We start from the raw sequence: 24207 nt of genomic DNA on the forward strand, positions 1-24207 counted from the left end.
GCTAGGCGGTGAGAGCCAGCAGGTGTTCGTCCAGGGCGCGTACCGCCGGTTCGGCGGCGTGCTTGTCCATCCGTTCCCGCAGGCTCTGGATCGTCGCGACCGATCGGGCCGATCGGGATTGCAGCGCAAGCCCGATCGCCTTGTGCAGCAGGTCGCAGCTGTACTCCAGCTCACCGAGCTGCAGGTGCGCCGAAGCCTGGCGGACGTGATAGATCGTCCGGTCCCGGACGTAGCTCGGGTCGATCGTGTCCAGGGCACGATCGAGCAGCCGCAAGGCGTCCTGTGGCTGCCGCAGATCGAGCCAGCAGGCACCGACCTGCGCGACGAGCTCGGCTTCGTCGAAGTAGTACACCCACTCCGGCTCGGTGCCGCTGTCGGTCGCGGACTCCAGGAACCGCTCGGCCCGCTGCAGGGCCTCACCACACTCCCGGTGGTTTCCGGCCTTGGCGTGGGCCCGGGCTTCACGGGTCGCGATCATCGCCTTGACCCGCGACACGCCGGCCGACGCCTTGACGCTGGCCTGGGCAGCTTGCGCAAGTTCGATGCCGTCGTGGGGGTGGCCGGTCAGGGCGGACTGGAAGCTCATGCACGCCAGCACGTTGGCGCCGAGCAGGCTGTCGTCGGCGGACTGCGCGGCGTGCAGGCCGGCCTGGTAGTAGCGCTGACCGGCGGACTGCAGGCCGGAGTCGAACGAGACCCAGCCGGCCAGCTGGGCGAGCTCGGCGGCCGCACCTTGCAGCCGCAGTCGCTGGGAATCGATCAGGGACGCTCGCGACAGCAGATCGTTGACCACCCGCAGGTCGGCGTCGATGACATTGCGCAGGACCTCGCCGCCGAGGCGGTCGTCCATGCGCCGCAGAGTGGGGACCTTCGCGTCGATCCAGGCCAGGACCTCCTCATCGATCCGGCCACCGTCGGCCGTGGCGCGGTCGATCTTCGCGACGGCCGGTACGGAACCGGCCCAGCCGCCGGCCACGGTGGTGAGGAGAGCTCCGGTAAGCGTCAGAAAGCCTCTGCGATCCTGCACTGCGTACTCCAAGGTGTCGGTCAGGACGGCGCGCGTGCCGTCGTCGGTCCAGGCGTAGTCCGTCCGGATGTTCTGGCCGGTGGGTAGCCACCTCGGCCAGGACAGCAACCGGACCTGTTCCAAGGAGACATCGAGAGCCGCGGCCAGCGCTTGCTGGCTTCGCATGTCGGGGACAACGCCCATGTGCTCCCAGCGCCTGACCTTCTGCCGCTGTGCGGCAGGCGAGCCGAGCCGCAGCTTTCGGGAGTGCGCCGCGATGGTGTCGGCGACATCCTGATGAGTCCAGACCCGTGCAGCACGGATCCACGCCAGCGCGTGCTGATGGATCGGCTCGCGCCCAACCTGATCGCTCACGATGCCTCCTGTTCGTCACTGAACGTACTTGCATCGTCGCGTGAACCTAACAAGCCTGCCAGGTAAAACCCGGTTCCGGCCACAGAAGACCACAAGGAGATTACGGATTCCGGAAGAGACCACAATGGGACTACAGGGAACGCCTAGTCACCGCGACATCACTGCGTGACGTTGGGTTCCATGAGCACAACGACGGGGACTCGGCAGTCGGCACCCGGTGCGGTACTGACCGAGACGGAACGGGCAAGGCTGATCGAGCGATGCCCCGCCGGTCAGCGCTGGGCGTTCGGCGACTGGCTGCGCGGCACCCGTGACCTGGCCGGAGACCCGGTCGGGTACGGCGCCGGCGATCTCGACCCGGGGCAGGTTCGCGGCTGATGGCGAACGCCACACACCGCGTAGGCACCCGGGACCGCCGAGTCGTACGCCTGTGGTACGGCGAACACTGCATCAGCGAACTCACAGCCGACGTGGAGCTCGCTGACCGAACTGCCGCCGCGTGGCACAGCCGGTTTCCGGGCTGCGGATCACCAACGGCCCGGCCGAGCTGGCACCAGCGGGACGACCGTGACCGCGCCGGCGGGGCGATTGCCCCTGGACTACCTGCGGCACCTCAGGCACGGCGCCCCCGTACGCCGGGAGGGTGCTGCTCGGAAGCAGGCGAGTGGGCGAGGTCGATCTGCGCATCCCGAGCCCGCTCGCCACACCACCTCCAGGATCGGGATCCGATCCCACGGAGAGCCCTGCCGTTCCCGCTCCGGGCGGGCCGAGCGGGAACGGCACGAGGGCCCCGATCCCGATCCCCACCCCTGCAGCAGCCCAGCGCCGATCTGACACCACCGACACCAGCGACTGTCGCGAGTACGACGACCTGCCCGGTGTGCTCGCGGCGGTCGCACGCGCAGGTCCGGCGACCGCTCCGACGTACCACCATCAATCAGACCGATCCTCAGGCCGATCCACGGAAGGGGATCAACTCGTCGATGGCGGAGTTGATCGCGGCGTACTCGCCGCCGATGCCGGCCCCGGTGACGAAGCGGCACATGACGAAATACCACGGGGCGAAGGCGAATCCGGTAGCGACCGTGGCAATGATGTACACGCTCAGCGTGATCATCATCAGCTTCTTCCGGCCGAACCGGTCGGTGAGTTGACCGAAGAAGAGCGCACCCACACAAGCACCACCGACGTAGATCGCCGCCGCCAGCCCGATTCCGGCCGCGTTGATGTCGATCCCGCTTCCAGATTCGATCAGCCGTGCCCCGATCGATCCGACAATGGTCACCTCGAGGCCGTCGAGGATCCAGACCGTGCCCAGACCAGCGACAACGTGCCAGTGGAACCGCGACCACGGCAACCGGTCTAGTCGCGCCGGAATCTTGGTCCGGATCGTACCGAGGTGTACCGCCGTACTCATCCGCGTCACCTTCACTACATCGAGCCGCCATGCACTTGGGCAAGCTCGATCCTTCAGCGTCTGCCGGCGTGAGTTTGGGATTCACGCTGCGCAGGAGGGCCGCTCCTGCACGATCGCCGTCGGCGATCTGCCGGTCATCTGGCCACAATTGGAGGACCGGTCCGGCTAACTCACCGGCTAGGACCAGATGTATTCCTCTGCGATTGCGCCGTTGACCCACTTGGCCACGGTAACCATGCGCCCGCCGCCTTCGAACTCCCCGATGACGCAGGTCCAGTCGCCTGAACCGAAGGCGATCGGGTGGGCGGTGATCTGTGGTGGTGTTCCACCAGCCGACTCGACGTAGGCCTTCATCGCATCGATGTGCTCGGCGATGCCGTGCGTTGGGGCCTGCCCTTTCCAGTCGACTAGGACGTCGTCGGTGTGGTGGTGGGCGAACACGCCTTGCCAGTCGGCGTTGTTCCAGCCGGTGAAGTCGAGATCGTCCATGCCCTTGAGGTTGGCTTTGACTTGGTCGTCTGCCATGGGGGTCTTCCTCCTGGACTAGAGTTGGATGCTTCCCAGCCGGGCAGCTGGGAGGCTTACAGCGGCCGGATCGCTTCTGCGTCGATGTCGATGGTGATGTCGTTGCCAACCAGTAACTCGCCGGCCTCTTTGAGCAGTTCGTAGGTGAGTCCGAAGTCGCTGCGCGTGATCGAGCCGTGGGCGTGGAACGCGACACGAATGTTGCCGTAGGCATCAGTGACTGCGCCGCCGAACCGTACCGTGAGCTCAACAGGATGGGTAACACCATGGATGCCCAGGTCTCCGGTGAGCGACCACAGGCCCGCGGGCAGCTCTCTCATGCCAGTACTGCGGTAGGTCATGGTCGGGTAGCGCTTGGTGTCCAGGTAGTGCTCTGAACGGACGTCGTCGCGAACCGAGTTCAGCGTGTTGATCGAGGCGTGATTGACGATGCGGCTGTGGTCGGACTCGAAAGTCGTGTTCATGTGCGCTTCCTGAGGATGCGATCCGATGCCCAGTGAGTACCCCCGGCATCGCCCCACCAGCGGGCTGCCGCGCCGGTCTCCGTCAATGACGCTACACCCGTCCATGCCGGGCAAGACAATAGCCAGGTGGGGTTTTCGAGACACGGTGTTGAGCCTGCTGATTGCAGCGTTGAAGTGCACGCTCTCGACGTCAATGCTGTGGCAATCCTTAGAAATACATGCATTCCGGCGGGTAGGCATTCGCCGAACAAGCATGTGCATCGTCGCGTCGATCGTCGATCCGGCAACCGTCCTCCCCTGACCGGATCCTCACGCGTAGACTGATTCGCATGGCTATGTTGCCTGAGGCATCTTTTCTGTTCCTGCTTGCACAGGTTCGACGATGCTGGCACTGCCTGGGATCCAGCGGTCTGGCTCGAGTGCCGGCGCTCTCACGCGGCCCCCGGCCGCGGAGTGCGGTCGGGCCAAGTACTCCCGATGGCTGTTCGGGACAGATCCTATGACTGCCGCGGCGCCCGGTCAGAATCTTCCCGGCGGTCCTGCGGCGCCTGCGACTTGGCGACCGACCGACGGGTGGTTGCTCGGGATTGTCCTCGCCGTCATCAACTTCTGGCTGTTCGCGCAGACTCTGCTCAACGTCATTCCGGGCGTTCAGAACTCCCTCGGGCTTGCGCCTACAGTCGCCAACCTCGCGGTCTCCATCACTGCGCTAATGTCGGGGTTGTTCATCGTCGTGTTCGGCGGCTTGGCAGACAGGGTCGGCCGCGTGCGGGTGATGAAGGTCGGAATCTGGCTCTCTGTCGTCGGGTCTCTGCTCATCGCCCTGACGCCGGCCAAGCACGGTGCTTTGACCAGCTCCTTGATGATGAGCGGACGGATCGTCCAGGGTCTCTCGGCGGCCTGCGTGATGCCGTCCACGATAGCGTTGATCAAGACCTTCTACGAAGGTAAAGATCGGCAGCGCGCGCTCTCGTTCTGGTCGATCGGGTCCTGGGGCGGATCTGGCTTCTGCTCATTGTTCGGCGGGCTGATGGCCGTGTCGCCGCTGGGATGGCGGTCTATCTTCTACATCTCCATCGTGCTGTCGCTGATCGCGCTGTATCTGGTCCGCTCCACCCCCGAGTCACGGGCAACCGCCGGCCCAACCGGGCAGTTCGACTGGGGCGGCCTGATCACCTTCGTCGTCGCCATGCTCGCGATCAACGTCTTCATCAGCCAAGGACCCAAGCTCGGCTGGTTCTCCTATGCCTCGCTCAGCCTGCTCGTAGTGTTCGTCACCGCGATCTTGGTGTTTTTCCACCTCGAGACCCACCGCACCAGCGCCTTCATCGACCTGGGTATCTTCCGCAATGCCACCTTCAGCGGTGCAACCCTGTCGAACTTCCTGCTCAACGGCGCGGCTGGCACACTCGTCGTCGCCCTCGGCTTGGTGCAGCAGGCGGCCGGATGGACGTCGCTGCAGTCTGGGCTGTTGACCCTCGGTTACCTCGGGGCCATCCTCGCCACGATCAGAGTGGGCGAACGGCTGCTGCAACGCTTCGGACCCAAACGCCCGATGTTGTGGGGCTCGGCAACGACCGCCGCCGGCGTCCTCCTCACGTCGATGACCTTCGTGCTCATCCGCCAATACGCCGTACTTGCGTTCATCGGCTTCACGCTCTTCGGCATTGGCCTTGGGATGTACGCAACGCCCTCGACGGACGCGGCCATGTCCAACGTGCCAGCCGACGAGGTCGGCGCAGCTGCCGGGCTGTACAAGATGGCCTCGTCGTTGGGGTCGGCGTTCGGTGTAGCCCTCTCAGCAACAATCTACGCCGCAGCCTCACACCTCCCCTCTGACCTGGTGCCGCACATCTTCTGGGGAAACCAGGCCAATGTGGCCCTACGCTTCGGTGGGGGACTGGCACTCCTGTTCAACGTCTTCATGTGTGTCGGCGCTCTCATCTCGATCATGGTTACGGTTCCCGCCACGCAGCCCCAGCCCGAGCGCGAGGCCAAGCCTGAAGTTCCAGCCGTCCCGAACTTCGGTAGCTGAGAATCCTCAATTCTCCTCGGTCGTCTGTCGCCGAAGACGCTCCAGACACAAGGCCATGCTGCGCCGTGGCCGCTCAGTCAAGATGTGACCTGAGAGCGGGGGTCAGGGCAGGTTCAGCCATGCCACGGCGGCTACGACGAGGGCTTGCGTGCCGGTGTCGAGGGTGGGCTGGAGGACTGGGGCGAAGTTCGCGGAGTGGTTCACGGGGATGTCCTGTGCGACCCGGCCGGCCCGTTCGGCGGCCCGGTAGGTGTCGGGGTCGATGCCGCCGATTCCCCAATAGGTGTACGGCGTACCGAGTGCGGCTGGGATGTCGCTGAAGTCCTCGCTCGCGCTCTGCTGCGGGAGGTGGCCGGCGCGGTCGCCGAAGAAGTCCGCGAACGCGGCGGTGACGCGGTCTGTGATGCCGGCGTCGTTGTCGGTGAGCGGGTAGCGGTCGAACAGTTCGAACTCGGGATCCCGCGGCGAACCGGATGCCTTGCACTCGGCGCGGACGATCCGCTCGATCGCGCCGAGCACGGTCGTCCGGGTGTTCTCGTCGTACGTGCGGACGTTGAGCTGGAGGACCGCATGGTCCGGGATGACGTTGCTCTTCGTACCGGCCTGGATGCTGCCCACGGTCAGGACCGCGGTGTCACCTGGAGCGACCTCGCGGGCGACGACGGTCTGCAGCCGGACGACGATCATCGCGGCGAGGACGACCGGGTCGACGGCGGCTTGGGGCATGGAGCCGTGGGCGCCGCGACCGTGCAAGGTGATCTTCATGCTGTCGGCGGCGGACAGCGTCGGACCCGAGCGGGTCATGACGGCGCCGGCGGTGAACGGCAGCACATGCTGGGCCATCGCTACGTCGACGTTGCCGATGAGCTTGACCAGGCCGTCGTCGACCATCGCTTGGGCCCCGTCGGCGGTCTCCTCGGCGGGTTGGAACAGCGCGACGAGGGTGCCTGACCACCGGTCGGGGGCTCGGGCCATCAAAGTGACCGCACCGAGTAGGCAGGTGACGTGGATGTCATGGCCGCAGGCGTGCATGACGGGGGTGCCGTCGTCCGAGGTCTCGGTGCTCGCGTAGGGCAGACCGGTCTTCTCGCGCACGGGAAGTGCGTCCATGTCGGCGCGTAGCAGCACGATGGGGCCTTCGCCGTTGCGCAGGATGCCGACGACGCCGGTGCCTCCGATGCTCTCGTGCACCTCGCAGCCCGTCTCCCGCAAGCGCGCGGCCACGTTGGCCGCTGTCCGCCGCTCTTGATGCGACAGCTCGGGGTGGGCGTGCAGGTCGCGGTAGAAGTCTTCCTGCCAGGCCTGGACCGTGCTGAGACTGTCGAGGATTGCGGTCACTGGTTGGCTGTCCATCTCTCCATCATGCGCCGCGCTTGCTCCCCGGCGGTGCCGGTGCGTCGAGGTCGTAGCGAATGCCGAGCATGCGGACGATGAAACAGACGGCCGCCGCGGCGATCGAGATGGGCAGATCCGCGGCGCCCAGTCGGTCTGCGGCCACCACCACTACAGCACCCAGCAGTGCGGGGATCGCGTAGAGGCCGCTGGTGAGCACCGACGGGATTTCGCGGATGAGGACGTCACGCAAGGTTCCACCGCCGACGGCGGTGATCGTGCCGAGGATGACCGCCTGGCTGAAGCCGACCCCGTGTTGGAGCCCCTTGAGCGCGCCGCTGACCGCGAACAGGCTCAGTCCGGCGGCGTCGAGGATCAGGATCGGTTTGGCGAGCCGGTTGAGGTGGCCGCCGAAGACGAACGCCACGAGGCCGCCGCCGGCGGCGACCGTCAGGTACCGCCAGTCGCTGAAGGTGGCCGGCGGTAGCGCGTTGAGAAGGATGTCGCGGATGATTCCACCGCCGAGTGCGGTGCACATGCCGAGCGTGACCACACCGACGATGTCGACTCGGGCGACCCGGAGTGCCGTCAAGGCGCCGTTCAGGGCGAACGCGAATGTGCCAGTCAGGTCCAGAACCAGAAAGGTCGACGACGCGGTGCTCACCAACCCTGTTTACCGGACCCGCACGAGGCGAACCAGCCCGGTCGGCGCTCAAATCCGGCGTGAGCGCTCGGATCGGCCGCTGCCGATGAACGTGACCGCCCAGTGCAGCAGGGCGGTGACCCGGCTCTTGAATCCGGTGATGTAGACCAGGTGGACAACCAGCCACGTCAGCCAGGCGAGGAAGCCGGTGATGTGCAGCTTGCCGATCAAGGCGACCGCACGGAAGCGGGAGATGGTCGCCATACTGCCCTTGTCGTAGTACTGGAACGGTCCTTCGGGAGCCTCGTCCTTGGTCCGGTGCTCGATCTGCCTTACCGCGTACCGGGCGCTTTGAATGGCGACCTGTGCGAGACCCGGGAGATTGTTCAGCTTGATCATGTCGCCGACGACGAACACGTCGGGGTGTCCAGGCAGGGTGAGGTCGGAGTTGACCTCGACCCGTCCGGCTCGGTCGATGCCCGCGCCGGTCTGCTCGGCGAGGATCCTGCCGAGCGGGCTGGCCTGCACGCCGGCCGCCCACACCTTGGTCACCGCGTTGATGCGGCGGCGGCTTCCGTCCTTGTCCTGGACCACGAGGCCGCGATCGTCGACGTCGACAACCAGAGCTCCGAGCTGAACCTCGACGCCGAGGTCCTCGAGGGCCTCCTGCGCCTTGGCGCCCAGCTTCTGCCCGAACGGCGGCAGCACTTGTGGCGCGGCGTCGAGGAGGATGACCCGGGCTTGGCGGGTGTTGATGCGGCGGAAGTCCTGGTGCAGGGTACGGCGGGCGAGTTCGGCGATCTCGCCGGCCATTTCGACTCCGGTTGGGCCGGCCCCGACGACCACGAAGGTGAGCAGGCGGTCGACGTCGTCGGTGTTGTCCGCCAGTTCGGCGAGCTCGAACGCCCCGAAGATCCGGCCGCGCAGCTCCAGCGCGTCGACGATGCTCTTCATCCCGGGCGCGAACCTGGCGAACTGGTCGTTGCCGAAATACGCCCGGCCCGAGCCCGCGGCCACGATCAGGAGTCGTACGGCGTGACGGTGACTCGATCGAGTACGTGGGAACTGACGGTCTTGTTCTCGACATCGATGTCGGTGACCTCGCCGAGGATCACCCGAGCGTTCTTCTGGCGCCGCAGGATCTCCCGGGTCGGTGGCGCGATCTCGCCCTCGGAGAGGATGCCGGTCGCCACCTGGTAGAGCAAGGGCTGGAACAGGTGGTGCGTGGTCTTGGCGATCAGGGTGATGTCGACCGGCGCATGCTTGAGCGCCTTCGTGCCGAAAAGTCCGCCGAAGCCCGATCCGATCACCACGACCCGGTGCCGATGCGGTCCGACTTGATTCATCGTCCCTCCCGGGCTCGATGACGTGGGGTCCAGTGGCCTGTGCCCATCTCTGTGCCCGGTCAAGACACAAGCGACGAGATCTTGGCTCCTTCCTACGCCGCACACGACGCGCGAGAATGACGGATGGCACCTACGACCGCAGGCGGAGGACGGCCGTCACGGTTGCTCGCAAGCAGTTGGCAGACAGCAAGCCGGTCCGCGAAAGCGGGGCCTGCCTGGAGGACAAGCAGTACGCGGTGGCGATCCCCACCCGACGCGTCCGAGCGGCTGATCGATGGGCCGAACCGAGGTGAGCCACGCTCGCCATGAGATCAGCCAGGACCCAGAGGCGATAGCGCTCAGGTGATCTTGGCTGTGGCCTGCCTGAGGATCTCGGCGCTGTGCTCGAGAGCTTGTTGCTCGTCCTCTGTCATGGCAGGCAGATACGTCTGCGTCACGCCGTGCGAGCCGAGCGCTGACAACAGGGAGAGCGTCACCCCGCGGGCTGGGTCGTGGGCGGCGACGGTGAACAAGGCTTGTTCGTTCCGGACGACCGCCTCCGCCAGGCGCGCCACCACGGCGCCGATGCCGTACTGACTGGCGCCGATGCCCTCGATGATGCTGATGTTCGCGAACCGGATCTCGGACTCGACTTGTGCGCGTGCCCGATCGATGGGCTCACTGCGGCGGGACAAGATGTCGAGCACGGGTACACCGCCGACGTTGGCGGATGACCAGAGCAGTACTTCGCTGGTGCCGTGCTCGCCGACGACGAGGGCCTGAACGTCCTCCGCGCGTACCTGCAGCAGTTGGCTGAGGTGGCGTCGGAAGCGGAGGGTGTCCAGGACGGTGCCGGTGGAGAACACGCGGCCGTGACCGGCAAGAGTTCGAGTGAGTGCCGCCAGCGGGTCCGGGGGATCTGTGACCACCATGATCGTCGCCTCGGGCGCGGTAGTCATCAGTTCGGGGACGAGGTCGCGGTAGATGGCGGCGTTGTGGTCGAGCAAGCGTAGTCGTCCGGTGGGGTCGTTCCGGTCGGTGGCGCCGCCCGCGGCCTCGTTCACGCCGGCGGTGATGATCAGCAGGTCGGCGCCGGTGAGGTCGGTTGCTTCGCCGGCGCTGACATCGGCCGGAGGCAACAGCGGCAGCCCGTAGTCGATGTCGAGCGCCACCCCCTTGGCGCGGGCACGATTCTGATCGACCAGCACGATCTCCCGCGCGCATCCGCGAGCGAGGAGTGCCATTGTCGCGGCCGCTCCGACGGCTCCGACACCGATCACGCCAACTTTCATTCGGCCTCCTCGGTTCACCCCCGCCGACCGGCAATCTTGGTCTTTCGATCATGGATCATCTCCAGACCCCGGTCCACCTGCCACCCTCTCTCCGCTGGCTGCCACTCTGGCGAGCTGGCCGGCCCGTTGGTCCAGCCTTGGCGGGGTTTACGTTAATTTGACCGGCCACGGCTTCGGCCTCGAGCCGCTCAGCCGGGTCGTCACCCTCGCCGTCGTCCTCGCTGTCATCGCTGCCGTCCCATTCGGTGTCGGTCAGGGTCACGAGGGTTCTCCTGTCGGCGGAACGTACGAGGTGCTGCTCGGCGTCGTGTGCGGTGCAGCGTTCTGGGCGGTGTTCGGTGCGACGGTACGGCGGGCGCCGGGGTCGAACTGTGCGATGGAGGCGCGGATCTGGTCGGCGTAGGGGCGTTCCATCCAGGGGATGGTCCGGATCAGGGTCGCGCGGGACCCGGACGAGAACACGATCGCGCGGCCGGCGGGTAGCGCGGCGAGATCGGAGACGTCGAGGATCTGTTCGCGTTGCAGGGACCTGCTGACCGAGGTGCCGTCTTTGTTGGTCGACGTGGAGCCGCGGAGCCGTTCGTGGTCGCCGATGATCTTGGCGAGGCGTTCGAGGAACGCGACGTCGTCGACGCCGCCGCCGTAGAGGCGCCGGTTCGCGGCCGACCACAGTTTTTCCATGCCGCGGTCGCCCCAGCAGGCCACGCCTTGGGCCCAGGATTGCAGGATCGTGTCGAGCACGATGCCGCGGGATCCGTAGTGGCTGTAGAGGTCGGGGAGGTCTTTCCAGCGGCAGACGTTCGCGGCCTCGTCGAGGACGCCGAGCATCGGCACGGGGAGTCGGCCGCCGGGGCGGGTGACGGCGTAGTCCTCGGCGGCTTTGACAATGGCCGCGGTGAGTGCGGTGACCAGGGGCCCGGCGTTCACGGCGCCTTCGCGGGAAGGCTGTAGAGGGTACCGGCGCGGCGGACGAACTGGTGCGGGTTGAACTCGGGCCGCGGGACCGTGCCGGGGTTGACCCAGGCCGCGATACGGCTCGACGAGAGGCAGCTGGCCATCTGCCGAGCGGTGTCGAACACGCCGCCGCGTTGCCGCTCGGGAGCGGCGCGGATCGATTCAAGGGCATCGGCGAGCGTCTGGTCGTGCGTCTTGCGCAGCAGCTCCTCGGGTTCGGTGGAGTTGACGTTGTTCAGCCACGTGTAGACCTGGCTGATCGGCCGGCCGCCGCGGGCGGCGGCGAGCAGCAGGCAGGCGAGCAGCAGGCAGGCGAGCAGCGTCGAAGAACGCGTCAGCACGGGCGTCAGCGGCCCGGGAGGCGTAGGCGAAGTGCTGGGCCAGGTCGCGCGCGGTGTCGTCGTCGACGACGTAGCTGAGCGGATTCCACCACCAGCTGGGTTCCTCGGCCGCGACGCGCTGGGGGTGGAACACCCACACGCCATCCTTGCCGTGGTCGCCGTCCTCACGCAGCCCGCGGGTGGCGTCGAGGACGTGCGATCTGGTACCCACCGTCGGAGCTCCTCCCTGAGCCGAGAGCTCACCGTTTTACTCACCGGAATGAACGCGAAGGTTTGAGCCATTTCGATCAACCGCGGGTGCTCTCCATCGAAGAGTGAGCAGGTCAGCGGCAACTCTCGGCTGCTGACGCGAACCGGCGCAAAGGTTGGCACGGTAAAGCGGGGGTTGGGGGTTCGAGTCCCCCCACCGGCTCTCACCTGGGGATATGCCCGGGAGGTCATGATCCTGAGACCTCCGGGCCATGGTTTACCCCATCGTTTCCTCGTCCGGGGAAACCGGCATTCCGGAAGACGTGCGACCCCGCCGAGTCTTAGCGCAGTAGTTGGGCGAGGTCTGGGTGGCGGGTGCGGTAGTTGGTGAGCAGGGTGCGGGCGGTGGTGACCGAGTCGACGAGGGGATGGAGCGCGAGAGCTTCGAGCGCCAGTGTGGGGGAGTGTTCGCGGGCGGCCTTGATCGTGAGTTGTTCCACGGCCTTCACCTGCTGGATGAGGCCGAGTTGATGGCCGGCGAGTGGTGCGGTGGCGAGTGGATGAGGGCCGTCGGCATCGACCGTGCACGGGACCTCGACCACTGCGTCGGCGGGCAGGCCGGGAAGCGTGGATCCGTTGCGGACGTTGAGGATCATCGTGCTGCGCTCGTTCCGCGCGATGGCGGCCATGATCGCGACCGCGACTCCTTCGTACCCGCCACCGGCGACGTCGGCTTCGTCGCGCGCTTCGGCCGCACCACGAGTCTCCTTCATGTACGTCGAATCGCGCTCCTCGCGGACCTGGCGCCAGCGGTTCAGCGCCGAGCCCGGGTCGGCGGCGACGGCGTCGTAGAAGGCGCGCTGCTGGTCGAGCAGGAACTCGCCACGGGTCTCCGCGCCGCCGCGGATCGAGGCGACGGCGTCCCGGGTGAAGTAGTAGTAATACAGGTACTCGTTCGGGATACAGCCCAGCGTCTGGATCCACTCCGCGCCGAACAGCCGCCCCTCCTCGATCGTGCCCAGCAGTTGGTCGTTCGAGAGGAGATCCGGGAGTACGTCGCGGCCGTCGTACCCGAGCTCGTTCAGCCAGCCGAGGTGGTTCAGGCCGACGTACCCGAGCGAGGCCCGGTCCGGGTCGTGGCCGAGGGCGCGGGCGGCGCGGCGGCCGAGGCCGATCGGGGAGTCGCAGATCCCGATCACGCGCCGGCCGAGCACCTGCTGCATCGCTTCGGTGATCATCCCGGCGGGGTTGGTGAAGTTGATGACCCAGGCCTGCGGGCAGATCGCGGCGACCCGCTCGGCGACGTGGATCGCCGTCGGTACCGTCCGCAGGCCGTAGGCGAGGCCGCCGGGTCCGGTCGTCTCCTGGCCGAGGAGACCGAGATCGAGGGCCACCCGCTCGTCCGCGGTCCGGCCTTCGAGTCCGCCGACCCGGATCGCGGAGAAGATGAAGTCCGCGCCGTCCAGGGCGACGTCGAGCTCGGTGGTCACCTCGACCTCAGGTGCATCCGGTTGCTCGGCGGCCAGTTGCCGCAGCACCTGGCCGATCGCCTCCAGCCGCACCGGATCGACGTCGTACAGGCACACCTGATCGACGCTCCGGTTGCGCAGCACCGCGCCGTACACGAGCGGAACCCGGAAGCCCCCGCCACCGAGGATCGCCAACTTCATGTGGTCAGTACCTCCACGCCATTGTCGCTGCAGATCTGGAGAGTGTCCGGGTCGGCCCCGGAGTTGGTCACGAGTACGTCGAGGTCGGCGACGCCGCACACCTTGAGCTTGCCGCTGCCCGGGAACTTGTTGCCATCAGCAAGCAGCACGGTCTTGTCGGCGGCGGCGATCATCGCGCGCTTCACCGGCACCTCGACCGTGGTCGTGTCGAGCACGAAACCGTCCCGCCGTACGCCGCTCGCACCGAGGAACGCCACATCCGCGTGGATCTGGCGCAACGCGTCCTCGGTCAGTACGCCGACCAGCGAGTGGTACGCCCGGCGGACCCAGCCGCCGAGGAGGATCAGCTCCACCACCGGGTCGTCGCGTAGTACGTCGAGGACCGCGAGACTCGTCGTCATCACGGTCACCTGACGGCCGCGCAGCTCGTCGGCGAGTAGCTGGGTCGTCGTTCCGACATCGAGCAGTACGACGTCGCCGTCGTGGATCAGAGTCGCCGCACGCCGGGCGATCCGGCGCTTCTCCGGGGTCGCGTCGGCGGCCACCGAGGCGAACGGCCGCTCCCGGTCGGCGTCCTCGCTGTCACCCGCCGGGATCATCGCGCCGCCGTGCACGCGGGTGATCTGGCCGGCCTCGTCGAGGTGCTGCAGATCGCGCCGGATCGTCGCCGAGCTGACCCCGAGCAGGCGGGCCAGTTCGTCGACCGAGGTGGCGCCGTCGGTCCGCAACCGCTGCACGATCTCGAGTTGCCGCTGGTGTCGCACGGCACGACGATAGCAGGCAAAACCAATCAAAAGTATGCAGATCCTGCAGATTCTTGCTCATAAATGCTTGCCAGGTGAGTTTGTCAGGAGCAAGATGACCGTCATGCCTGATCCGACCTACGACCCGCTCGCTGCTCTGCGCGGTCCTGGGACACCCGACTTCGACGTCTTCCTGTGGGGTGCGGTCTTCCTGGACATCATCTTCACCGGCCTGCCCGACCGCCCCACGGGCGGAACCGAGGTGTGGGCGGAGGGGATGGGCTCGTCGCCCGGTGGCATCGCGAACCTGGCGATCGCGGCGAGCCGGCTCGGCCTGCGTACGTCACTCGCGGCCGCGTTCGGCGACGACGACTATGCGGACTTCTGCTGGCGCACGCTGTCGGAGCAGGAGCACGTCGATCTCAGCCGGTCACGCCGTTTCGACAACTGGCATTCGCCGGTGACGATGTCGGTCGCGTACGACGGCGATCGCAGCATGGTCACGCACGGGCATCCGTCCCCGGTGCCGGCCACGGACATGATCGGGCAGCCGCCGAGGACCCGCGCGGTGATCGTCGACCTGAGCGACATCGAGCCGCTCGGCGATCCGGAGCGGGCAACCTGGGTCGACCTCGCCCGCGGCGACGGCGCGCAGGTCTTCGCCGACGTCGGCTGGGACGCCACCGGGACCTGGTCGCCGCGGGTCCTCGACCAGCTCGAGCACTGCAACGCCTTCCTGCCGAACGCCGGCGAGGCGATGGCTTACACCCGGACCGAATCGCCGCAGGACGCGCTCTACGCACTGGCCGACCGGGTGCCGCTTGTGGTCGTCACCAACGGTGCGGAAGGTGCCATGGGCATCGATGCACGCACCGGTGAGGAAGTCCGGGTCCCCGCGCTCCGCGTCCCGGCCCTCGACCCGACCGGCGCCGGTGACGTGTTCGGCGCCGGCCTGGTCCTCGGAACGCTCGCCGGCTGGGCGCTCGGCGACCGGCTCGCGTTCGCCAGCCTGTGCTCCGCTCTCGCGGTTCAGCAGTTCGGCGGTTCGCTCGCCGCTCCCGGCTGGGGCGACATCGCCGACTGGTGGCACGACTTGCGCAGCAACGACGACCAGAGCAGCTTCACCCGTTCGGTCCGCCGCAGGTACGAGTTCCTCGACGACATCATCCCGAGCGTGCCGGTCGGCGCCGTACGCCGGGCCGTGGCGACCATCGCCCGCAACGCCGACGTCACCAACAACTGACCACCAGGTCGGAAGGAGTACTCATGTCACGCATTTCCCGGCTCGGGATCGTCGCGGCGACCGGCCTGCTCGGTCTGGTCGCCGCCTGTACGCCGGGGTCGAACACCTCGGCCCCGCCGTCCCAGGCGAACCCGTCGTCGGTGCAGACCGACCCGGCGAAGCTGGGCGACGTCTCGCTGCTGATCTGGGACCAGGAAGTCCGCGGCGGGCAGGCGGCGCAGATGAAGGAGCTGAACGACGCGTTCCAGGCGAAGTACCCGAACATCAAGCTCAAGCGGGTGTCCCGGTCGTTCGACGACCTGAAGACGACACTGCGGCTGGCGCTCAGTGGCAACCAGCCGCCCGACGTGGTTCAGGCGAACAACGGCCGCTCGGACATGGGCGAGTTCGTCAAGGCGAACCAGCTGGTCCCGCTCGACCCGTACCTGAAGGCGTACGGCTGGGACAAGAGGTACCCGGAGTCGGTCCGGCAGTACTCGCAGTACACCGCGGACGGCAAGACGTTCGGCCAGGGCAACCTGTACGGGCTGCCGCAGGTCGGCGAAGTGGTCGGGATCTTCTACAGCAAGAAGAAGCTTGCCGCCGCGGGTCTGCAGCCACCGAAGACCTGGGACGAGTTCCAGTCCTCGCTGGCGACACTGAAGTCGAAGGGTGACGCGCCGCTGGTCCTCGGCAACCTGCAGAAGTGGCCGGCGATCCACGTGTTCGGCACGGTCCAGGGCCGTACGACGGCGCCGGACGCGATCAAGCAGCTCGGGTTCGGCCGCAAGGGCGGGTCGTGGAAGGCCGACGAGAACCTGAAGGCCGCGCAGACGCTGACGGACTGGGTGAGCAAGGGCTACTTCAACGAGGGCTTCAACGGCCAGGACTACGACCCGGCCTGGCAGTCGTTTGCCAAGGGCAAGGGAACGTACCTGATCGGCGGCACCTGGCTGGAGGCCGATCTCGGCAAGGCGATGGGTGACGACGCCGGCTTCATGCTGCCTCCCGGTACGTCGGCCGACGCCAAGCCGATCGCCACCGGAGGTACGGGCCTGCCGTTCGCGATCACCGCGAAGAGCAAGCACCCGGAGGCGGCCGCGGCGTACCTGAACTTCATCACCAGCGCGGACGCGATGAAGACGCTCGCCAAGACCGGCAACCTGCCGGTGGCCGACACCTCCCAGCAGGAGGTCAGCGGCGGTCTGCAGAAGGACGTGTTCACCGCGTTCGGCAAGGTCGTCGAGGCCGACGGCCTGGTCCCGTACCTGGACTACGCGACGCCGACGATGCCGGATACGATCGGCGCGGCCCTGCAGGATCTGCTCGCCGGCAAGGCGACGCCGGACAAGTTCGCCGACCGTCTCGAGAAGGACTATGGTGCGTTCGCCGAAGCCAACGGGTAGCCCTCCCGGCGAGCCGCGACGGATCGCGTACCTCTACATCCTGCCGGGGTTCGCCGTCTACGCAGCCTTCCTGCTCTACCCGTTGCTCCGCTCGGTCCAGCTGTCCTTCTACGACTGGGACGGGCTGACGCTCGGCAAGTGGGCGGGATTCGCCAACTATCAGGAGATCATCAGCGACGTGGGCCTGCGGGCCGCGTTCGGGCACGCGCTGGTCCTGATGCTGTTCTTCGCGGCGATCCCGGTCTGCGTCGGGTTGGTCCTGGCGTCGGTGCTGAACCGGGCGAAGGTCCGCGGACTGACGTTCTTCCGTACGGTCGTGTTCCTGCCGCAGGTGGTCGCGATGGTCGTCGTCGCGGTCGCCTGGCGGCGGATGTACGCGCCGGACGGCAGCATCAACGACCTGCTCCGCGCGCTTGGGCTCGGCTCGCTCGCACGGGGCTGGCTCGGCGACTACGCGCTCGCGCTGCCGGCCGTCGGGTTCATCGGGACGTGGTTCGAGACCGGCCTCGTGACCGTGCTGCTGCTGGCCGGAATGAGCCGGATCAGCGGCAGCCTGTATGAGGCGGCCCGGCTGGACGGTGCCGGACCGGTGCGGGAGTTCTTCGCGGTCACGTTGCCGTCGGTACGCGGTGAGATCGCGGTCGCGCTGACGCTGACCGTGATCGCGGCGCTGCGCACGTTCGACCTGGTGTACGTCACGACCAGCGGTGGCCCGGGCAACCAGACGTCGGTGCCGTCGTACGAGGTGTACCACCGGGCGTTCGAGCTCGGCCGGGTCGGCTCGGCCGCGGCGATCGGGGTCACGCTGACGGTCCTGATCCTGCTCGTCTCGCTGTTGATCAACCGGATCGGTGACCGATGATCTCGCGCTCGGAGAAGGTGGCGAACTACGTCGTACTGCTGGCCTTCGCCGCGTTCGCGCTGGCCCCGATCCTGACGGTGCTCCAGGCTGCCCTCGGGCGTGCTGACGCCGGTGAGAGCTCCGGCTTCGGGAACTTCGCCGAGGCCTGGAAGATCGGCCACTTCGGCACCTACCTGCGGATGAGCCTCGCGGTGTCGGTGTCCGTCGTACTGCTCAGCGTGCTGCTGTCGATCCTGGCCGGGTTCGCGTTCGGCACGATGCGGTTCCGCGGATCCGGCGTCCTGTTCTACCTGTTCCTGCTGGGCATCATGATGCCCAGCGAGGCGATCGTCGTGCCGCTGTACTTCGACCTGCGCACGCTGGGTCTCACCAACACGTTCTGGGCGGTCGCGCTGCCGCAGGTCGCGCAGTCCGTTGCCTTCGGCACCTTCTGGATGCGGACCTACTTCCGGGCCGGCGGTCGCGACCTGGTCGAGGCGGCCCGGCTGGACGGAGCCTCCACACGCCGGATGCTCTGGCAGATCCTGGTCCCGCTGGCCCGGCCGGCGATCGTCACGATGACCGTGCTGGTCTTCATGTGGACCTGGAACGAGTTCCTCATCCCGCTGGTCATGGTCACCGACGAGAACCTCCGCACCGCACCGCTGGGCCTGGCCTTCTTCCAAGGCCAGTACAGCCAGGGATTCACCCTGCTCGCCGCCGGTGCCGTCATTGTCGCGACCCCGGTCGTGATCCTTTACCTCTTCCTGCAACGCCACTTCATCGCGGGCATGCTCGACGGCGCAGTCAGGGAGTAAGGCACCGCCCACTCGGGGGATCCCCGCCCGCATCTCCAAGGGAGACAGCAATGAAGCGTTACCGCACGAGGGTTGCCCTGCTGGCAGCCGCTGTCCTGATCCCGCTGGGAATCCTCGCGACCGGTCCGGCCCAAGCCGGTTCCGGTACACCAGCGTCGTACGTCGCCGACAGCGCGACCAAGATCAACGTCATGGGGGAGTGGGCCCACCCCGACGACGACACCAGCATCATCGGGCCGTGTGGAGTATGGCATCAGCGGTACGGCGTGAAATGCGGCATCATCATGGTGACCCGTGGTGAGGGCGGCGGCAACGCGGCCGGCACCGAGCTCGGCCCGGACCTCGGGCTCCGCCGGGAGAACGAGGACCGCGTCGCGCACTACCGCTCCGGCACGGTCGACATCTTCAACCTGGACCGGGTCGACTTCTTCTACAACCAGAGCGCGCCGCTGACGCAGTACTTCTGGAACGACGAGGAGACCCTGCGCCGCGTCACCCGGGTGATCCGCCAGACGCAGCCGGACGTGTACGTCGGGTTCACGCCGACGCTCGCGGCCGGGCACGGCAACCATCAGCAAGCCGGCCGGCTGATCTGGGAAGGCGTCATCGCGGCGGCCGATCCCAACATGTTCCCCGAGCAGCTGAAGGGTCCTCACGCGCTCAGCACGTGGCAAGTGAAGAAGGTCTTCTCCGGCGGCAGCACGGCAGGCACCGGTGGTACGACGACTGCCGCCAACTGCACCACCGGGTTCACCCCGACCGGGCTGGACACTGTTGCAGGTGTGTGGACCGGGTACGACTCGCCGTACAAGTGGCCGGCCGGGAACCTGCAAGGGCAGCCAGCCGGTACGCCGAAGAATTGGCAGCAGGTCGCTGACGAAGGGCGCTCGGCGTACCCGACGCAGAGTCGCGTGATGTACAAGGGCACTTCGGCACCGGCATGTTCGCGGTTCGGGATGACCGAGTCGTTCGTACCGTTCCAGCCGAACTCCAACGCCGTGGCCGGCCGGGACGAGGCGATCCTCTTCGGGGCGACCAAGCCCGACCCGGGCGGGCTGCCGCTCGGCACGCTGGAGTACCTCACATTCGACCGTTTCCTGAACGTCGCGGGCACTCCGTTCCAGGCCACGGTGCACCTTCGCTCCGGTGCGCGGCCGCTGCAGCCAGGCAAGGTCGCGCTGACCGTGCCCGACGGCTGGCAGGTCAGCCCGCCGCAACGGGTGGGCCTGGTTACCGCGACGCGCGAAACCACGGTGACCTTCACCATCACACCGAGCGCCAACGCGCCGGTGAACCAGAACGCCAAGGTGTCCGCGGTGTACAGCACGGGCGCGAAGACCGGCTACACCGACAACGTGGTCCGGATCGTGTCCCCGACCGAGGGCCGGTTCCAGCGGTGGGGCAACTGGAAGGAGTACGACGACTGGCTGGCGAACGTGGCGCCGCAGGCGACCCGGCTCGGCCGCTCGGCCGCGATTCAGTCGATGGGGATCGGCAAGACGATCGACGTACCGGTCGTCGTGCACAACTGGTCGAACCAGCCGCAGAGCGGTGCGGTCAGCCTCGACCTGCCGGCGAACTTCACCGCCGACGCGACCTCGAAGCCGTACAGCAACCTGGCTGCGGGTGCCGAGACGACGGTGACGTTCAAGGTGACCAACACCGACACCACGCTGCCCGCGACGCAGAACGTGAACATCCCGATCACAACGACGTACAGCGCGCCGGCCGGCAGCGGGAACGAAGTACTGACACTGTCGCTCGTCCCGACGACTGCGATCGCGCAGGCGACCACGACGCCGACCGTGGACGGTGTTGCTTCGCCTGGTGAGTACACGGGTCCGACGCTCGACCTCGGCCGGATCTGGCAGGGTGCGTCCGGGTGCACCGGTGTGGACGACTGTGGTGCCTCGTCGACCGGCGACGGCAACACCGCCAAGGTCACCTGGTCCAACGACGCGCTGTACTTCTTCGTGCACATCCGCGACGACTACCAGTCGTACGCCGTGACGCCGGAGGAGTGCGTCGGGCACTGGCAGGCGGACTCGGTGGAGATCCTGATCGACCCGCGCGGTACTGCGTCCCAGGACCTGAAGGACACCGCGAACACGTTCAAGCTCGGGATCTTCCCGTTCACGAACGACCCCACGAACCGCAACGGCAACGGGGTGAACGGACCGTGCTGGGAGCGGGACGCCGACAACCACCAGGGATACTCGACCGGGCCGCTGGCTTCGACGGTCCACAACGCGCCGAACGCCCCCGGCGTGCAGGTCGCCTCGACGGCGAAGTGGGTCGGCAGCAACGAGACGACGGTGCCGCACGCGTACGCCGGCGGCGGGTACGACCTCGAGGTGAAGATCCCGATGGCGGATCTGCCCGCCGCCGTCGACCCGTCGCACCTCGGGCTGAACGTGACGCCGTACGACAACGACGACACCTCGGCCGCCGGTACGACGACGCTCCGGCACATCGACATGAGCACCCGGCTCGGCTGGTCGGCACTGGGCAGCGTGCAGTCCGACCCGTACCGCTGGGGTCAGGCGACGCTGACCGGCTACACCCCGCCGGCCGGTCGTCCGACCATCCCGTCCGCGCCGGACGTGTCGAACCCGAACCTGAACGGGGTGCTGTCGCCGCAGACGATCGCGCAGTCCGCGCGCAACGGCGTACCGATCTCCGGTCGGGTGCCGGCACCTGCTTCGAATTCGCTGAAGGTGAAGCGGGTGACAGTCGGTCATTCGTCCGTCGACGTCGACGTCGACCTGACCGCGACCGGATCGGGTAGCGCCCAGCTGTACCTGTGGACCGGCCTGATCGGCGCGATCCCCGTGTACACAACGAGTTGCTCACCGGCCGCGGACCCGGCGCCGGACTACGGCCTGACACCGTGCGCCGTCACCGACGGGGGCACCCCACCCTGGTCCCCGGACATGAGTGGTCACGTCGTGAAACACACGACCGGGCAGATCACGCCGAAGACCAAACACCTGTCCATCCCGATCACACCCGCCCAGCGGAGCACTCTCCTCCGTGACGGCAGGCTGCTGATCTCGTACCAAACCCCGAACGACGAGGTCCAGGCCCTTGACCTCAAACTGAACTGACGCCCTGGCCCCGTCCCGCCGCCCGCGGGGCGGGGCCCCTTGTTACGGACGCCGGTGAGCTGCTTGGTGACGGGCTTGCCGGACCCGACTACTCCTCGCGCGCGCCTGCTGCCGCTCTGCGACTGGCGAGTGAAATGATTCATTAGTCGATGCTGCTGTGCTCGGGCTATGGACAGCCTGAGCGCTCAGAGCTACGATCGCAGCCGATTGAAACATTTCACCCAAGCCGCATCCGAGTCGTGCGAAGGAGCTTGCGAGATGTATCGCTCAGCAACGAGGAGGGCCACCGTTCTGACGGTGATCGCCCTCGCAGCGGCCGGTCTCGTGGGCTGCTCGTCCGGGTCGAAGGAACAGGCCCAGAGCGGTCCGGTGACGCTCACCTGGTGGGGCTGGAACGCGTTCGACAACGTCCGGGCGATCAAGGACTTCGAGGCGGCGAATCCGTCCGTCAAGGTCACGTACAAGCAGTACGCGTACAACGACTACGTCACCGCCCTGCGTCCTGGGCTGTCGTCGGACAAGGGCCCGGACGTGTTCCAGGTCCAGCCCGGTGACCTCACCACGAACTTCGGCCCGCTGGCGGTGCCGGTCGAGGACCGCGTGTCGAAGGACCTGGGCAGCGACTGGGCGGGCAAGTTCAACCCCGAGGGGCTCGTCCAGCTGCAGCTGGACAAGAAGCAGGTGGCGTTGCCGGCGTACATGTCAGCGGCCGGCCTCATCTACTACAACAAGAAGATCCTCGACCAGTACGGTCTCGGCGTACCGACCGACTTCGACCAGTGGAAGAAGGTCTGTGCCGCCCTGAAGTCCCACAACGTCAAGTGCCTTGCGCACGGCGCCAAGGACGCGTGGGTCAACACCGACGTCTACCTGGCGCTGATCAACAGCATCGCCCCTGGCAAGGTGTACGACGCCGTCCAGGGAAAGGCGTCGTGGACGGATCCCGAGTTCGTGCAGGCGATGAGCGCGTGGTCGGACCTGTTCACCAGCGGCATCATCCCGGCCGGCGCGACCGCGGCCACGGAGTACCCGGATGCGCAGACGACGTTCCTGTCCGACCAGGCGGCGTTCATTGCCCTGGGCACCTGGAACACGCCGGCGACGATGACGAAGACCGGGCAGGTCGACGCCCAGAAGACCGTGACGAAGAAGATCGACGGGCTGTTCCTGTCGGCGCCCTTCCCGGCACCGGTCGCCGGAGGCGAACCGACCAAGCTGTTCGGCGGCCCGGACAACGGGTTCGCGGTGTCGGCGAAGTCGTCGAAGCAGGACGCGGCGTTCAGGTTCCTCGAGTTCCTGACCGCTGGTGACGGTCAGAAGATCCAGGCGGCGGGCGGGAACATCCCGGCGATCACGTCGGTGAAGGTGGCGACCACGGATGTGATCAACCCCAGCCAGGTCGCGGACATCGAACGCCAGCAGCAGTCGCTGACCGGCCTGATCGGTGCGCGGCAGATTCCGTACAGCGACCTGTCGGCAGCCCTTGGCGATGCTCTGTCCGCCGTTGCCGCCGGTACGTCGTCCCCGGAAGCCGCACTCAAGAAGGTCGAGGCCGCGTCAAAGTCCGTCAGCCGATGATCGCTCAAGTGGAGGAGGAGGTCGGGGTCTCGACTCCGCCGGAGACCCCGGACAGGCGCCGGCTCGCGCTGTCGGACTACCTGTGGGCGCTGCCCGCGCTGATCCTGGTCGTCGGCGTCATCCACGCGGGCATTGCCGCCAACGCGTTCTACTCGCTGTTCGACTGGTCCGGTGTGGGCTCGCCGAGCGACTTCGTCGGGGGCGCGAACTACACGAAGCTTCTGCAGGACCCGATCTTCTGGCAGGCGTTGCGCAACACGCTCGTCTTCGCGGTGGCGACGGTCGCGATCCAGCTCACCCTCGGCCTCGCACTGGCGGTCCTGGTACGCACCAAGGTACGGCTGCGGGGCCTGCTGCGGACGATGGTCTTCGTCCCTGTGGTCCTCGCACCGGCGGTGGTCGCCACGTCGTTCCGCATCCTGCTGACACCGGACGGCGGCTTCAACCATCTGTTGTGGGGCCTAGGGCTGGGCGGATTCGATCAGGCCTGGCTGGCAGACCCGAGGACGGCGTTCGGCGCGATCATCCTGATCAACGTCTGGCAGTACACCGGCTACAGCTTCCTGATCTACGACGCCGCGATCGGGCAGATCGATCGCGGGCTGTTCGAGGCCGCCCGCATCGACGGCGCGACGACCTGGCAGCTGAACACTGCGGTGGTGGCTCCGATGCTGCGCGGCTCGCACCTCGTGCTGATCGTGCTCGGCTTCATCAGCTCGCTGAAGATGTTCGATCTCGTCTTCCTGACGACCGGTGGCGGTCCGGGTACGACGACGCAGGTGCTGACCGGCTACATCTACAAGCAGGTGATCGCGCAGTTCCATGCCGGGTACGGCGCCGCCCTGTCGATCGTGCTGGTGCTGACAGCGCTGGTCTTCTCGATCCTGCAGGTTCGTCTCTCGACCAGCGAAAGCCGGTGACGGC

The 24207-nt window shown here is 67.2% G+C and carries 22 protein-coding genes; 9 read left to right on the forward strand and 13 right to left on the reverse strand.

Annotation, left to right across the window (positions count from 1 at the left end; all coding sequences use genetic code 11):
• Position 1 precedes the first annotated feature (1 nt).
• The gene (locus tag JOF29_RS45610; protein ID WP_209697693.1) at positions 2–1381 is read right to left on the reverse strand and encodes an NsdA family TPR-like regulatory protein; all 1380 of its coding nucleotides are present in this window, start codon (positions 1379–1381) and stop codon (positions 2–4) included.
• Between the two features lie 180 nt (positions 1382–1561).
• Between JOF29_RS45610 and JOF29_RS29635 the strand changes: the two genes are divergently transcribed.
• Entirely contained in the window at positions 1562–1759 is a 198-nt protein-coding gene (locus JOF29_RS29635; RefSeq protein ID WP_209697694.1) for a hypothetical protein, read from the forward strand.
• A 571-nt stretch (positions 1760–2330) separates the two neighbouring features.
• Here JOF29_RS29635 and JOF29_RS29640 read toward each other — a convergent pair.
• The 3 genes from JOF29_RS29640 to JOF29_RS29650 all read right to left on the reverse strand — a co-directional run bounded on the left by JOF29_RS29640 (position 2331) and on the right by JOF29_RS29650 (position 3787).
• Positions 2331–2798 (reverse strand): MFS transporter, encoded by a 468-nt coding sequence (locus JOF29_RS29640; RefSeq protein ID WP_209697695.1) that lies wholly within the window; start codon positions 2796–2798, stop codon positions 2331–2333.
• Positions 2799–2975: 177 nt separating this feature from the next.
• Complete coding sequence (locus JOF29_RS29645; RefSeq protein ID WP_209697696.1) at positions 2976–3323, reverse strand: nuclear transport factor 2 family protein; 348 nt, start codon at positions 3321–3323, stop codon at positions 2976–2978.
• Between the two features lie 56 nt (positions 3324–3379).
• On the reverse strand, positions 3380–3787 hold the full coding sequence (locus JOF29_RS29650) for a YceI family protein (RefSeq protein WP_209697697.1): 408 nt from the start codon (positions 3785–3787) through the stop codon (positions 3380–3382).
• 499 nt (positions 3788–4286) lie between these two features.
• On the opposite strand from JOF29_RS29650, the gene JOF29_RS29655 reads away from it, so the two are divergent.
• Positions 4287–5822 (forward strand): MFS transporter, encoded by a 1536-nt coding sequence (locus JOF29_RS29655; RefSeq protein WP_209697698.1) that lies wholly within the window; start codon positions 4287–4289, stop codon positions 5820–5822.
• A 102-nt stretch (positions 5823–5924) separates the two neighbouring features.
• Here the strand turns inward: JOF29_RS29655 and JOF29_RS29660 are convergent, their stop codons facing one another.
• The 9 genes from JOF29_RS29660 to JOF29_RS29695 form a co-directional block, all read right to left on the reverse strand.
• Positions 5925–7175: an amidohydrolase gene (locus JOF29_RS29660; protein ID WP_209697699.1), complete on the reverse strand. Its 1251-nt coding sequence runs from the start codon at positions 7173–7175 to the stop codon at positions 5925–5927.
• 7 nt (positions 7176–7182) lie between these two features.
• Positions 7183–7818, reverse strand: a complete 636-nt coding sequence (locus JOF29_RS29665) for a trimeric intracellular cation channel family protein (RefSeq protein ID WP_209697700.1) — start codon at positions 7816–7818, stop codon at positions 7183–7185.
• Between the two features lie 48 nt (positions 7819–7866).
• On the reverse strand, positions 7867–8814 hold the full coding sequence (locus JOF29_RS29670) for an NAD(P)/FAD-dependent oxidoreductase (RefSeq protein ID WP_307863757.1): 948 nt from the start codon (positions 8812–8814) through the stop codon (positions 7867–7869).
• Between the two features lie 2 nt (positions 8815–8816).
• Entirely contained in the window at positions 8817–9143 is a 327-nt protein-coding gene (locus JOF29_RS44795; protein ID WP_281067544.1) for an FAD-dependent oxidoreductase, read from the reverse strand.
• 338 nt (positions 9144–9481) lie between these two features.
• The gene (locus tag JOF29_RS29675) at positions 9482–10414 is read right to left on the reverse strand and encodes a lactate/malate family dehydrogenase (protein WP_209697701.1); all 933 of its coding nucleotides are present in this window, start codon (positions 10412–10414) and stop codon (positions 9482–9484) included.
• A gap of 258 nt (positions 10415–10672) precedes the next feature.
• Positions 10673–11341, reverse strand: a complete 669-nt coding sequence (locus JOF29_RS29680) for a type IV secretory system conjugative DNA transfer family protein (protein ID WP_209697702.1) — start codon at positions 11339–11341, stop codon at positions 10673–10675.
• The gene (locus JOF29_RS29685) at positions 11338–11709 is read right to left on the reverse strand and encodes a hypothetical protein (protein ID WP_209697703.1); all 372 of its coding nucleotides are present in this window, start codon (positions 11707–11709) and stop codon (positions 11338–11340) included. Before JOF29_RS29685 ends, JOF29_RS29680 begins: the two co-directional genes overlap by 4 nt.
• A gap of 530 nt (positions 11710–12239) precedes the next feature.
• Positions 12240–13568: a 6-phospho-beta-glucosidase gene (locus tag JOF29_RS29690; protein WP_209697704.1), complete on the reverse strand. Its 1329-nt coding sequence runs from the start codon at positions 13566–13568 to the stop codon at positions 12240–12242.
• Complete coding sequence (locus tag JOF29_RS29695) at positions 13565–14332, reverse strand: DeoR/GlpR family DNA-binding transcription regulator (protein ID WP_209697705.1); 768 nt, start codon at positions 14330–14332, stop codon at positions 13565–13567. The genes JOF29_RS29690 and JOF29_RS29695 overlap by 4 nt, the downstream gene beginning before the upstream one ends.
• 103 nt (positions 14333–14435) lie before the next feature.
• Between JOF29_RS29695 and JOF29_RS29700 the strand changes: the two genes are divergently transcribed.
• The 7 genes from JOF29_RS29700 (at position 14436) to JOF29_RS29730 (ending at position 24203) form a co-directional block, all read left to right on the forward strand.
• On the forward strand, positions 14436–15554 hold the full coding sequence (locus JOF29_RS29700; protein ID WP_245359594.1) for a carbohydrate kinase family protein: 1119 nt from the start codon (positions 14436–14438) through the stop codon (positions 15552–15554).
• A gap of 23 nt (positions 15555–15577) precedes the next feature.
• Complete coding sequence (locus tag JOF29_RS29705) at positions 15578–16939, forward strand: extracellular solute-binding protein (RefSeq protein WP_209697707.1); 1362 nt, start codon at positions 15578–15580, stop codon at positions 16937–16939.
• A complete protein-coding gene (locus JOF29_RS29710) occupies positions 16911–17801 on the forward strand; it encodes a carbohydrate ABC transporter permease (RefSeq protein ID WP_209697708.1) in 891 nt (296 codons plus the stop codon). The genes JOF29_RS29705 and JOF29_RS29710 overlap by 29 nt, the downstream gene beginning before the upstream one ends.
• Complete coding sequence (locus JOF29_RS29715) at positions 17798–18598, forward strand: carbohydrate ABC transporter permease (RefSeq protein WP_209697709.1); 801 nt, start codon at positions 17798–17800, stop codon at positions 18596–18598. The genes JOF29_RS29710 and JOF29_RS29715 overlap by 4 nt, the downstream gene beginning before the upstream one ends.
• Before the next feature lie 50 nt (positions 18599–18648).
• Positions 18649–21705 (forward strand): PIG-L family deacetylase, encoded by a 3057-nt coding sequence (locus tag JOF29_RS29720; RefSeq protein WP_209697710.1) that lies wholly within the window; start codon positions 18649–18651, stop codon positions 21703–21705.
• Between the two features lie 297 nt (positions 21706–22002).
• Positions 22003–23283 (forward strand): ABC transporter substrate-binding protein, encoded by a 1281-nt coding sequence (locus JOF29_RS29725; protein WP_209697711.1) that lies wholly within the window; start codon positions 22003–22005, stop codon positions 23281–23283.
• Entirely contained in the window at positions 23280–24203 is a 924-nt protein-coding gene (locus JOF29_RS29730) for a carbohydrate ABC transporter permease (RefSeq protein ID WP_209697712.1), read from the forward strand. Before JOF29_RS29725 ends, JOF29_RS29730 begins: the two co-directional genes overlap by 4 nt.
• The last annotated feature ends 4 nt before the right edge of the window (positions 24204–24207 follow it).

Origin of the sequence: Kribbella aluminosa (assembly GCF_017876295.1) — a bacterium.
Classification (GTDB): Bacteria; Actinomycetota; Actinomycetes; order Propionibacteriales; family Kribbellaceae; genus Kribbella; species Kribbella aluminosa.